Source organism: Clostridium tanneri (assembly GCF_033659955.1).
Lineage (GTDB): Bacteria > Bacillota > Clostridia > Clostridiales > Clostridiaceae > Clostridium_AM > Clostridium_AM tanneri.
In genome coordinates, this window is record NZ_JARUJP010000013.1 from 1 (window position 1) to 13385 (window position 13385).

A 13385-nucleotide genomic window follows, 5' to 3' on the forward strand; every position below is an offset into this window, starting at 1 on the left:
AAAAAAAGGACCATATCTCTTCCAAAGAGACAGGGTCCTTTCTTAAAGTTACAACTTACTCTACTAAAAATATTATATTAAGTTTTGCTCATATAGACCCTACTATTAAATCTATAGTACTCCTGCTTGCTGCAACAAACTTTGTAATTTAACAATATCAATACCTGCTAGTTTAGTTCCAATATCCTGTTTCTCCTCATCAGTTAACTGCTCATATAGCTTGTTATATTCATCCAGTTCACTTGTTAGGTCATAATTAGGATCAGATATACCTTTGCTTAAAGAGTCGATTAGTTTTGTAACTACCTTCTTTTCATTGTCTGTAGCTAATTCAGGTACTTTAGCGTTTACTTGGCTTACAAACTTTTGTACTTCCTCAGTGATTTCCTTCACTAGGTTAACTTTTTCTACCTTCATCTCTTCCAATTTAGTTACAATACCTTGAGGAACTACCGCTTCTCCTCCTAAAGCAATGAAGTTACTATCTTCTCCTAAGACAAACTTCATAAAGCCTTTGGTATTTTCCGGAATTATTCCATCTGTTAACACTATAGGAGAAGAATTTTTTGCTGCTAAAGCTGAACCAGACAGAGCATCTGCAAAGGCTTTACCATTTAACCCGTCACCTTTTACAACATAAAGATTACTAAAATCTATTTTGTCGCTAAAGTATGCCATTACTTCAACATTAGTTTCATATCTGTCATTTCCACTAAGTCTTACGGCTTCTGTAGGTAATTTTGAAGCCACATCCTCGTTTATGACACCTGCTCCCCCTATAACATAAGATTCTTCTATAGAATCCTTAACACCATCTAGATACTCCTTTACCTTATCTGGTAACTTATCCTTTTCAGTTAATAAAATTGGCATGCTTTCTTTACCTGCTACAGGTGCTATCGATAAAGCATCTGCAAAACCATTTCCTGATGTAAGTACTATCTTACTTACTGTCCCAAGTGCCTTAGCTACCTCTACTGAAGTTTCGTATCTATCAAGTCCACCTAAACGTTGTACATTAGGTATTAAAGATGATATTTCTTGAGCTGCAGCTTTAGATACAGAAGCATTGCCACCTATTATAAAAGCATGGCTTGGCTTTAATCTTTGTATCTCTTTTTTAGCATTTTTATCTAAGGCCCCTGCACTTGTCAATAATATTGGAGCATTATATTTTTTAGCAAGTGGTGATGCACTTAAGGCATCTGGGTAATCTTCTCCATTTGCAATTACTACATAATCAGAGGTTGTCCATCCACTGTTAGAAATTGCCGCAGAGGTTTCATATCTATCTAATCCTGCAAGTCTTGAAGATGCAGCACTAACATAAGTGGACATTGCTCCACTTAAAGAAGCTGTCATAACTACTGATAATATTAGTGATGTAATGTTCTTTTTTCTTTTTAGCATAAATTTATCTCCCTTTGTTTTGTAAAATTTATTATTACTAAAATTATTAATTAACTATATATACGCTTAAGGAATTAATTTTTCCATTTTTCACTTTATAACTTGAAAAGAATTTTTTTGAAAATCTAATCTTAAAGTTAACTAAAACTTATTAGGAATGTTTCTCCATGATTTGATATGTTGAACGTATTCGATGATTATATTCTATCTGTTATAAAACAAATTTACAATATTGAAATACTAGTAGTTGTTCATAGTTAGGCCTAATTTGTTGTTTTTAACCATAAATATTATTTATACAGAATGAATTAATTGAAGCTAAAAACTTTAATATTAGGGCTTCAAAAATTCAAAGAATGTATGCAAACATCCCTTATTCCTATTAAACCTTTGAACCTACTAAGTTACTAAGGCGTTGTTCTAAGATGTTCTCCAGGAGCACTTACCCATACCATAACTGAATCTGCTGGTCTTGTTATTAATACTTCCCTATTATCCAATTTGATTATCTTATTCAGATTAGCACTGAAATCTTTTTCAAATATATTATACAAAGTCATATAATCATTAGGAAAATAAAACTTAAATAATTGTTGAGCAATAGGTTTTGCCTTATAACTTCCCTCTATATTAGGGTCATTATTCCATGCATCAATTTGAATCATTATTTGTGAATTATAAGTCTTTCCGTAATTAACTTCATCACCAACAGTTATTACTGTTGAATTTGTGTTAATAGGATGTTCCTTAAACAAACTATATCCTGCCCAACTTTGTCCATGTCCAAAGCCTAATTCTTTGTCTAACACAGCAAAATCACCTTCTACATCAGAAGTTGCAGTTGACTTTATTTGTGGACATACCCAATCAGCAGGATTTGAGGTTATAGGATTAACGTTATTCAGAGTACTCTCATCTATGTCATTGCCTACTATTACTAAGTCTTTATCCTTCACAAAGTTCTTTACGTCTGTACTGCAATCAGTATCCATCAGCATAATTGGATGATTAGTTTTATTCGCGTATACTGATGCTACAAGAGCGTTGTGAAAGTCTTTTCCTGTAGTTAGAGTAAACTTATCTAAAGCTGAATCGAAATTACTAACTATTTTTTGAGCAGTTCCATACCTATCAGCTCCGCCTAAACGTGTAACACTAATTCCCATAGCTCCAAGTTCATCTTCCACTTGCTGTGAAACAACACCTGTTCCTCCAAGTATATAAACTTTCTTAATGCCCCAATCACTTAAAGCCTGTTTAGTATTTGCATTTAAGCTATCCTTATCTGTCAGTAAAATAGGACTTCCATTCGTAAAACTTGAACTTGCTAAGGCATCAGCGAATCCATACGCATTGCTTAAAAAAGCTGTTGTAGACTTACTTTTACTTATAACCTCATTTCCAACAGCCACCGCAGTTGCAAATCTATCATTCCCAGATAACCTTGTAACTACTAAACCTTGAACTTTAAAACCATCTTCAACACTTTGAGAAATAGACTCCGTTCCTCCTAATATGTACACTTTTTTTGCATTTAATCTTTTTATTTCATTTAAAGTATTCTCATTTAGAGTATCTTTTGATGTAAACAGTATTGGTGCATTTAGATTTATACCAAGTGAAGTACCTGATAATGCATCTGGAAAATTGGCTGATGAAGCAAGGATGATGTCATCTGAAGTTGTCCATCCTGCTTGGCTTACCGCTGTTGCAGTTGTATAATAATCTGCTCCAGTAATTCTTTTAACATTCGAACTATTCTCCTGCGTACTTGAAATTAACGTTGTGGTATCTGCCTTAACACTTTTTATATTAAAAGTGCAAACAGTAGCACTTATAATAGCTACTAAAGCAGTTGTTGTTGCTAATATTTTCTTATTCATAATTATGCTCCTTTTTTAATAATATTAGTTAAGTGTATATCTTCTTAATCTTATGTTACTCTTTTGTTTCTTATTAATAATAGTTAAGAAAGTTGACTTCCCATATCTTAATCCCTAAACCTACATCCCTATAATGTCCTTCTTTCTAACAATCTACTATTTACTAAGGTGTTGTTCTAAGATGTTCTCCAGGAGCACTTACCCAAATCATAAGTTTATCTTGCGGACAAGTAAATAATACTTCCCTACTATCTATAGTAACCACATGATCAAGTAAAGCATATGCTTCTGCATCTGTTCCTTTATAGATAGTATTTACATAATTAAACATTGTTTCATATCCTTTTGGGAAATAAAACTTGAATAATTGTTTCGCTATCTGTTTGACTCTGTAATTTTCTGGATAATAATATTCCCCATCCCATACATCAAATTGAATCATTATTTCAGTATTATAAGTGTTATATTTTCCTGCAATTGTTTGATTACTTATATTAATAACACTGTTTTTAGTAGATTTAACATGCTCTCCAAAAAGATTATAGGCCGCAAACCCTGCTCCATGTCCAAATCCTAATTCTTTATCTAATACTTCAAAATTATTTTCGATGTCTGATATTGCAGTAGATTTTATTTTTGGACATATCCATCTTTCCATATGTGTTGAATAATAAATGTACCTTGGTGTACCATGCTCATCATTCTCAATATCTTTTTCGGTTAGCACAGGCATATCATTTAATGTACTAAATGTCATTCCATCTTTTGAATAATAACTCACAGGTACAGGATTTCTTATTACATCTTCTGATATATCATTTCCAACAATTATAAAACTTTTATCTTTTACAAAGTTTTTAGTTTCCACACTGCTATCATTATCCATCAGCATTACTGGTTGATTTATCCTACTCCCATAAACAGATGCTACAAGAGCATCATGATAATCTTTTGCAGTAACTAATGTAAATTTAGTACCATCTTTATTAAAGTAGTTCGTTATTTTCTGAGAAGTATCATACCTATCAACTCCACCTAAGCGTGTAACAGTAACGTCCATATCATTGAGTTCCTGTTCAACATTTTCTGAAACTACTCCGTTTCCACCAGCTATATATATGTTCTTAATTTTCCAATCACTTAAAGCCTTTTTTGTTGTTGCATTTATGCTATCTTTTTCAGTTAATAGAATAGGACTTCCTTGTTGTCCTGCGTATGTAGCTACTGATAATGCATCAGCAAAACCATAAGCATTTGAAAGAAATACTGTATTAGATTTACTTTTATTTACTATTTCTTGTCCTATGGTTAAAGACGTTTGAAATCTATCTGTGCCCTGCAATCTAACTATATCAATGCCTTGAGCTCTAATACTATTTTCTAAATCTGAAGAAACCGCTCCTTGTCCACCTAAAATATATACTTTTTTAGCTCCTAAACGTGTTATTTCGGTTTTAGTTTCATTATTATTTTTATCTATTTCATCTCTTAATTCACTTGCAGTATGAGAATCATACTGACTCAAATTATCTATTTTAGCTGTAAATAATATTGGTGCATTTAGTTGAATTGCAAGAGAAGTTCCACATAGAGCATCTGGGAAATCTTCACCACTTGCAAGTACAACACTATCAGCTTTATCCCATCCAGCCTTGCTTACTGCTGTGGCTATTTCATAAGAACTTCCACCTATTATCTTTTGAGTTGTTATTTTTTGAGTTGTAGAATCTGCCAACTGCGTTCCTGTAACTTTAGTAGTCGTATCAGATTTTGACCCTTGAAGAACTTCTTTATCTATTGACGTTAACTTATTTAACAGTGGTTCTCTATTTTCTTCATCATACAGTCCCATTACTGCATTATAAGCTTCATTGTAATAAATAAGTGATTTCTGCTCTATGGCTTCATTAACCATCTCTTCTACTAAACTTAAAGTTTCTGGTAAATCATGTCTTTCGTAAGTTACACCGCCATTTTCGTCTTGGTGGTGAGAAATTGTTTCTCCATGTACAACAGAATAATTTGATAAAAATGTGACTAAAAATAATGCCAATAATATACTTCTAATTTTTATATTTTTCATAAACATTTTCTCCTTTTATATTTTATTGAATAACCTTCGTAATTTGCAAAAACTACTTTGTTCATATCATACTAGATTTTTAGCTCCAGCAATGTGGTTAATGCCTTATCCCCCTCCAAGAATCCATCTAAAACAAGTTGTAATCTTATATCAAGTGTAAATCTCATTATTTTCACTGAACCTTTCATCGGCATACGCACGTTTCTCTTCACTTCTTCATCTTCTTAGTCTCTATTAGCCTCGTTTAATACGCTAAACAAATTTGCCATTGACCTCAAACCATACGCAATATCTACAGGATAAAGGATAAAGAATAATAGATATTAGAATAATTAAATCTTTTATTCGAAATGAAGCACTTCTCATGTTAACATTATAAAAACGTAGATTAAAAAACATATTACTAATATTATTCAGATACCAGTTAAAACAAATAACTCTTCTCCTTTTAAAATTCTATTTGCTTCTTCATTAAATTTTCCTCTTAAGATCATGTGTTTTATTGTTCCACTTTATGTATGTTTAAAAAGTTACTGTTTCTTTTCAATATTCAAAGTTTTTTCATAAAGCTCCCCATTCCTTTCTAATAAAAAACTTAAATTTTTTACTTAATTCCTCTCTTTTTCACTTAAAACTCCAAGAATTTTATCTTTATATTTCTACCTTCCTATCTGTCCTTTGAATACATAACTTAAATAAACCTAAACTCTGATAAGCTTGACATTATAGTATTATCAGCCTTGTTCACCTTCTTTACATATTGCTGTATCAATCTTAAAATAGTCAGCATATGTAATTCTTATTATTTTTGAGATATCTTGAGTTTCGTTAACCGCCTAAGAAGTCCAATCTGATTTTATTCATTTTGTAATAAAACTAGGTAATGTTGCCACCTACACTACTGTAATAGCTGCTGATATGCTTAATAGTTCTTTGCTAATCATAATATTTTCTCCTTGGGTAAACTTAAACGTATTTTGCTATTAAATGAACTATATATATTTTAACAAAATCACCCATAATATTCCATAATATCTATATCTTTATCATAAAACTTTCGTTAACTATTTCCCAAAATTCACTTAACGGTCTTTTTCTCAATTCATTTAGCAACTCCAAATTCTGTGATAAAATTATACTGGTTGATAATCAACTAATATAATTATATATTTGATATACGATATTTTGAACGCATTTATCGCATATCAGGTATGTCTTAAGCGGATTTACCATGGAAACTATAAATGAACGAATAAGATATGCTCGAAAAAAGAAAAACTTAACCATAACTCAATTAAAGAACTTGACTGTGAGTTATCAACTGGAAATTTAAGTGATTTAGAAAACAATAAAATACTCCCTCAGCTCCCGCAAATTCGCTTGTTTCCTTGTTTCTATTCTACCTAATCCCTAATTCGGGCAATAAAAAAAGCCCACATTAGAGCGGATTGGTTGGCTCTAATGTGAGGTTGATATTCAAAACTTTATTTGTAGGTTCAAGACTATTTTTATATATTCAAAATTATATTAGTTGGTTACAACAATTTAGCTAGTAAAAACATAGTCTTCATTCCAAGTGAGGTAAACTTTTCCTCATACTCTGTAACAATATTTCCTTGGAAATCACTTTTGTGCAAATCATAAGTTAAATACTCTATGCTAAAACCACTTTCTCTGAAATAAACCTGTGAATCTTCAAAGAGCTCTGTATCATCTGTCTTAAACCATATTTCGCTCCCTGGTTTTAAGAATTTCTTGTATTCTGTTAAAAATTTCGGGTGGGTTAGCCTTCTTTTATTATGTCTTTCTTTAGGCCATGGGTTACAGAAGTTTATATATATTCTGCTTACTTCATCTTTATCAAATATTTCTGCAATACCAGCAATATTCATAGGAATAATTCTGCCATTTTCAAGTTCTGCCTCAACTAGTTTCTTTAATGCATATATTATTACCTCATCCTTTAAGTCTACACCTATATAGTTTATATTAGGATTTTGCTGTGCATGGTTGGATATAAATCTTCCTCTTCCACAACCTAATTCTAAATATATATCATTATTATTTTTAAATTCTTCACTCCACTTACCTTTGTACTCCTGTGGTTTTGTTATTGTTAAATGACTTGCCTCCATTTCTGGTCTGGCCCACCACTTTTTTCTTAATCTCATATGTTTCCTCCTAGTTTATAATAATTACTACTCCAATATTACAACTTATAGTTCTCCAACCTGTAACTTGATCTGAAGATTTTCACTCAGAAGAACAATAGCTACCTCCATTGTGAATTAGTATTATATAATAGTTCCTGCAATTCTAGTAAATACATTATATAAAAATGCTGTAGGAATTCCTACTATATAATTGGACAAAGGTGTTGCTATGAACACTAAAAGTATTATAAGCTGATATCTATAAATTTTATCCGAAATTCTATAATAAGCAGCTGGGAATAAGTCTCTTAAAACATGAAATCCATCAAGTCCTGGGATTGGTATTAGATTAAATACAAAAAGCATACAATTTATGCTGATAACAGCTCTAAATATACTAATCAATATACCGTAAAGAGTTGGATTTGCACTTAAGCTATTGTGTGCAAACTTCAGAGTTAATGCCATAAGCACAGCTCCAAGGAAAGCAACTATTAAGTTAGCTATAGGCCCTGCTATGGACACCTTTAAATCATCCTTGTATCTATTTTTATAAGCACTTGGATTTGTCTCTACCGGCTTTGCCCAACCGAAACCTACTATCAATATCATTAAAAATCCCATTATATCTATATGAACAAAGGGGTTTAATGTAAGCCTTCCTTGAAATTTTGGAGTCTTATCTCCAAGTTTGTCTGCTACAATTGCATGAGCATATTCATGAAATGTAAGTCCTATTAATATAGCTGGTATTATAAGAATTTTTCCTAATAACCAATCATTCAAATATAATCATCCCTTCTCTAATAAAAGTAACTTAATTATAACAAAACAGTGTTTAATACTCAATAAATGCAACTTATAATTAAAGAAACTTTCACAGTTGTATATTGAAAAAGGATTGATGCATGTTACCATCAATCCTTTTCTGCTAATTAAAGATCGTTTTTACAAGCTTACCATCGCTTATTGATACTACTCCACCTTCATACATCTGAACAAAAATTCCAGGATATATGAATTCTTTTCCACTTCCAAATTCCCTTACGGTTCCTTTAAGATTATCATTGGTATAAATCTTTCCTTGTGAAGCCACAAATATATCATCTTTATTTACAGCCTCTCTTAGATCTACAGACTTATATTGACTTCCATCGTCATTTACATTACCATAATAAATCTTGGTAACCTTACCATCTTGGGTATCACCAATATAAACATTATCGTTATCATCGACAGCTATAAGCGATGGAGTCTTCACTCCGTCAATATTTATAGATCTATTTTTTCCAGTTACTGATATTCTATTATAAGTTAAATCTTCATATACTAGTTTATCTTCATGAGGTACTACTCTTATTTTTCCTATTACATAGGAGTTTGTATCCGCCTTCTTCATTTCCTTCATTATGTTAATCCAGTATATGCTACTTCTTTTGCCGCTATTAGCCACCTTAACATATATTATATTTGTTAAAGGTGATGCCTGTATATCTTCAACTTCTGCGTTTTTATCTGCCCAATCTAATTCTTTAATTTCTTCCTTTATGTCTTTGTCCACATCATAGTATGCTAATTTAAAATTGGAACTGCGTTTTGATGTTTCCTTTTCTGCTATTAACATCCTGTTTCTGTCTGAAAGCCATTTATAAAAGGATACCTGAACTCCATCATCAAATTCTACATTTTTTTCTTCACCGGTCTTAGTATCTACTACCTTTAGTACATCTCCATCATAGTAAGCTAAATACCTTCCATCAAAGGATACTCCCACATGTTTTGCACCTTCAGGAATCTTAACTTCTGCATCTGGTTTCTTCGTATCGCTTTTTACTACCTTTTTAGTTTTTATAGATGTATCTGAAGACAGAATATAACTATTTGCATAATAAAGCCCAGCAAATTGTACAGTTAGGGATATCATTATCCATAAAAATATTCTTTTAAAAACCTTCATTTCACCCTCCCCTTCTAATGATCATCTTTAGTGTATCTCTAAGGCTTTACATATATTGCTGAAGGTATAGATCTTTCCCCAAGAGGATCAGAAGGATTATTTATTACTTCTTCCTCATAATACATAGTAGAAGAAGATCCTCCATCTAGATTTGTGGCATTAACTGCACCATACTGAAGCATTATATTTTGCACATCCTTTAGTGTAGCACCAGCACTTTTGGTTTGTCTTCCGTCTATAACAAGCATAAGTATAGCTCCATCTTTTCTTTGACCTATAGCTGTTCTAGGAGCAATCCCCCAGCCTCCATCACCAGACTTAATTGTTCCTCTACCATTTACTACCAAGCTTGGTCCAAAAGAAATAGCTTCTGTTACACCTAGCTTCTTCATTTCACTCAAACTATGAGGTCCTACCAAAAGTACCCCATCTTTAGTTATAGCCATTATTTCTACTTTTGTAGTTTCATCTTCCATATCGCTATAAACTGTTTTTCCATCACTCATTATTATACCTACTGGCTTTCCTCCAGTACCTGTCCATTGACTTCCTTCAGAAGAACTATCTACAAAACCGCCTCCATTGATAGCTGCTACTGCACCATTACGTTTGGCTATCTGGCTTGTTAACTCACCAGCCTGTCCTATCTTCTGACTGTATCCCACTTTTACCCTAGTAGGATCGTGTATAATTAGCATGTAACCTTTAAACTTTCTTCCGTCACTAATATCTTCTCTTTCTATGCTGCTATCATGTTTATTAGCAATCTTAATATCTGGAGAGTCATCCTGCTGAATAGTCTCTATAGAATTTTCACTTAAAATTTCATTTATTTCTTCATCAGACAAAAATGCTTTAGCTATATACTGATGACTAAGTGTGGTCATAGCTGCACCTACAATTGTCCTTTTTACATTTTCAAAAGGTCCATAAAACACTACAAGAGGAGCCGTTACTCCGGTAAATATAAATTGAAATATTAAGAAACCTAAAAATAACTTCCAAAAGGAACTCTTTTTCTTACCTTCGGTTTTCTTTTCATTCATACGTTAAAACCTTTCCTTTCTAAAACTTTATCTTTCAATATTGTACAATAAATGATATATTTTTTAAATAGAAATAATTATAAATAGATTAAAAACTTTTCTGTAAAATATTAAAATGTAAAATAACCTCAACTTTTATAGAATACTGGAATGTTAAAAATTTACTAAATACCTAAAAAAAGCACTAAAGCTCAATAGATGTCTTTAGTGCCCTTATAACTTTAATTAAATTATAACCTCTTAGAGGCTTCGTATGCAAGTGGTGATCTTTCACATTCATCGTATTTTAAGGTAACTTGATAGCATAAATGGCTGCCCTTCATTTTTTCGGAAGCGTAGCAAAGTCCGTTAGATCTTGAGTCAAGAAAAGGTTGATCTATTTGATCTGGATCACCGATTAGTATAAGCTTTGTTCCGGATCCTACTCTAGTTATGATTGCTTTAACCTGCTTAGGGGTTAAGTTTTGTGCTTCATCTATAATTACCCAGTTCTTTACTATAGACCTTCCTCTCAAGTAGGCCACCGCTTCTGTAGTTATGATCCTTCTATCAAAAAGCTCTCTGATTTTATCTGCTAGTTCTTTCTCATTTTTGTACCTTTCTTTTTCATCAGAGTCTACTAATATTTCAAGGTTATCTAGAACTGGTCTCATAAATGGTGATATTTTCTCTTGTTCTGATCCTGGCAGAAACCCTATTTCTTCATCCATGGTTACGTTTGGTCTACAAACAAGAACTCTCCTATATTGTTCTGTTCCTTCTTCTATAATTTTATGAAGTCCTACAGCCAAAGAAAATAAAGTTTTAGCAGTGCCTGCTGGCCCCTTTACTATTACTAATGGTGCTTTATCTGCATCTATGAATAGTGCCTCCATCATAAATTTCTGTCCTACATTTCTGGCGCTTATACCTAATGGAACAGCATCCTTATAGAACAACTGAACAATTTTTTTCCCATCAAACCTTCCTAATGCCGTTTGCTTTGGATTTTGAAGACAATGAATTATAATAAACTGATTTGTATAAAGCTCCGGCTTCAAATATCTATTTGTTTCATTGCAGTAGTATAATACATCCTCTACTTTTATAGATTTGTTTTGATAAAACTCTGATATTTTTTCTGCAGCAGCATAAAGTTCTATTCTGCCAGTGTACTGACTTTCATTTTCAGGAACTACTTTTTCATAAAAATCCTCTACATCTATGTTAACTGTATCTGCTTTAATTCTCTCAAAGGTGTCCTTTGTAATAAGACACACATCTTCCCCCTGCTCTTTTAGACCTTTACATACCTGTATTATTCTGTTATCAGGTTTACCTTTATCCCAGGATGGAGGAATTTCAGTGTCATAATGATTCATTTCTACTCTAAGCTTTCCACCGCCTGGAAGTACCACTCCTTTATTGAGCTTTCCCTGCCTCCTTAATCTATCAATCAATCTTGCTGCGTGTCTCGCATTTGCACCGAGGTCTGACTTGTCTTTCTTAAAGCTATCTAACTCCTCAAGTACTACCTCTGGTATAACTACATTATTATCACCAAAAGTAAAAATTGCTCCTGGCGAGTACAGAATAACATTGGTATCAATAACATAGGTCCTCTTCAAATCTATTCCCCCCCTCTTCCATTACTACTATTATATTCATTTATTTCCACAAATGAATTAATTTTTATAAAATTATAAATCCAAACAAAAAGAACAACAGTTTTTATTATCCTGTTGTTCTTAATCCTATGCTTTTAAATCTTCTTTATTCCTAAAAATCTTATCAATAGTTCCCCCACCAAGACAAACATTTTCCTGATAGAATACAACTTCCTGACCAGGTGTTACTGCCTTCTGAGGTTCATCAAAACCTACTAATATTCTTTCATCATCTATAACAGTTAAGGTTACTCCTTGATCCGGCTGTCTATACCTAAATTTTGCAGTACATTTAAGACTTCCTTTTATTCCTTCGCCACTTACCCAATTTAACTTGTTAGCTTCTAATCCATAGGAATAAAGTTCTGGACTGCTCTCACCCTGTACTACATAAAGTATATTATTTTTCAGGTCTTTTTCTGCTACAAACCAGGGTTCTCCTGTGCCTTCTCCGCCTATACCAAGGCCTTTTCTTTGCCCTAGGGTATAATACATAAGGCCATTATGAGTACCCTTTACTTCTCCTGTTAAGGTTTTTATAGGTCCCGGTTTTGCCGGTAGATAATTGCTTAAAAACTCTGTGAAATTTCTTTCTCCAATAAAACATATACCGGTGCTGTCTTTTTTCTTGGCAGTAGTCAATCCTGCTCCAAGTGCAATTTCTCTTACCTTATCCTTAGGAATATTTCCTACTGGAAATATTGTTTTGGACAATTGATATTGTCCTAGCTGACATAGAAAATAGGTTTGATCCTTATTCTCATCTCTTCCTCTCAGAAGCTGATACTTTCCATCTTCAAAGCCTATCTGTGCATAGTGTCCAGTAGCAATATAGTCTGCTCCAAGCTTCTCAGCATACTCAAGAAAGGCTTTAAATTTAATTTCTTTGTTACATAGCACATCTGGATTTGGCGTACGTCCTCTTTTATATTCTTCTAGAAAGTAAGTAAAGACTCTATCCCAATATTCTTTTACGAAATTTACAGTATAGTATGGAATACCTATATGATCACAAACCATTCTAACATCTTCATAGTCTTCAACTGCAGTACAATACTCTTCGTCATTCTTTTCATCCCAATTCTTCATGAATATACCAATAACATCATACCCTTGCTCTTTAAGTAAAAGAGCTGATACTGAGGAATCTACTCCTCCAGACATTCCAACAACTACTTTTCCCTTTGAATTCATTCCTCTTTTGTGC

At 32.6% G+C, this 13385-nt stretch carries 10 protein-coding genes; all 10 read right to left on the minus strand.

Annotation, left to right across the window (positions count from 1 at the left end; all coding sequences use genetic code 11):
- Nucleotides 1–111: 111 nt before the first annotated feature.
- Nucleotides 112–1410, minus strand: a complete 1299-nt coding sequence (locus P8V03_RS11690; protein ID WP_318798248.1) for a cell wall-binding repeat-containing protein — start codon at nucleotides 1408–1410, stop codon at nucleotides 112–114.
- A gap of 407 nt (nucleotides 1411–1817) precedes the next feature.
- Nucleotides 1818–3293 (minus strand): cell wall-binding repeat-containing protein, encoded by a 1476-nt coding sequence (locus tag P8V03_RS11695; RefSeq protein WP_318798249.1) that lies wholly within the window; start codon nucleotides 3291–3293, stop codon nucleotides 1818–1820.
- Between the two features lie 163 nt (nucleotides 3294–3456).
- Nucleotides 3457–5376 (minus strand): cell wall-binding repeat-containing protein, encoded by a 1920-nt coding sequence (locus P8V03_RS11700; RefSeq protein WP_318798250.1) that lies wholly within the window; start codon nucleotides 5374–5376, stop codon nucleotides 3457–3459.
- 71 nt (nucleotides 5377–5447) lie between these two features.
- Nucleotides 5448–5588, minus strand: a complete 141-nt coding sequence (locus tag P8V03_RS11705; protein ID WP_318798251.1) for a hypothetical protein — start codon at nucleotides 5586–5588, stop codon at nucleotides 5448–5450.
- Nucleotides 5589–6911: 1323 nt separating this feature from the next.
- The gene (trmB, locus tag P8V03_RS11710; RefSeq protein WP_261671301.1) at nucleotides 6912–7547 is read right to left on the minus strand and encodes a tRNA (guanosine(46)-N7)-methyltransferase TrmB; all 636 of its coding nucleotides are present in this window, start codon (nucleotides 7545–7547) and stop codon (nucleotides 6912–6914) included.
- A gap of 123 nt (nucleotides 7548–7670) precedes the next feature.
- On the minus strand, nucleotides 7671–8315 hold the full coding sequence (locus P8V03_RS11715) for a site-2 protease family protein (protein ID WP_318798252.1): 645 nt from the start codon (nucleotides 8313–8315) through the stop codon (nucleotides 7671–7673).
- A 145-nt stretch (nucleotides 8316–8460) separates the two neighbouring features.
- The gene (locus P8V03_RS11720; RefSeq protein WP_318798253.1) at nucleotides 8461–9486 is read right to left on the minus strand and encodes an NHL repeat-containing protein; all 1026 of its coding nucleotides are present in this window, start codon (nucleotides 9484–9486) and stop codon (nucleotides 8461–8463) included.
- 38 nt (nucleotides 9487–9524) lie between these two features.
- The gene (locus tag P8V03_RS11725) at nucleotides 9525–10532 is read right to left on the minus strand and encodes a phosphodiester glycosidase family protein (RefSeq protein WP_261671304.1); all 1008 of its coding nucleotides are present in this window, start codon (nucleotides 10530–10532) and stop codon (nucleotides 9525–9527) included.
- Between the two features lie 230 nt (nucleotides 10533–10762).
- A complete protein-coding gene (locus P8V03_RS11730) occupies nucleotides 10763–12139 on the minus strand; it encodes a PhoH family protein (protein ID WP_318798254.1) in 1377 nt (458 codons plus the stop codon).
- A gap of 126 nt (nucleotides 12140–12265) precedes the next feature.
- On the minus strand, nucleotides 12266–13372 hold the full coding sequence (mnmA, locus tag P8V03_RS11735; RefSeq protein ID WP_261671306.1) for a tRNA 2-thiouridine(34) synthase MnmA: 1107 nt from the start codon (nucleotides 13370–13372) through the stop codon (nucleotides 12266–12268).
- Nucleotides 13373–13385: the final 13 nt, after the last annotated feature.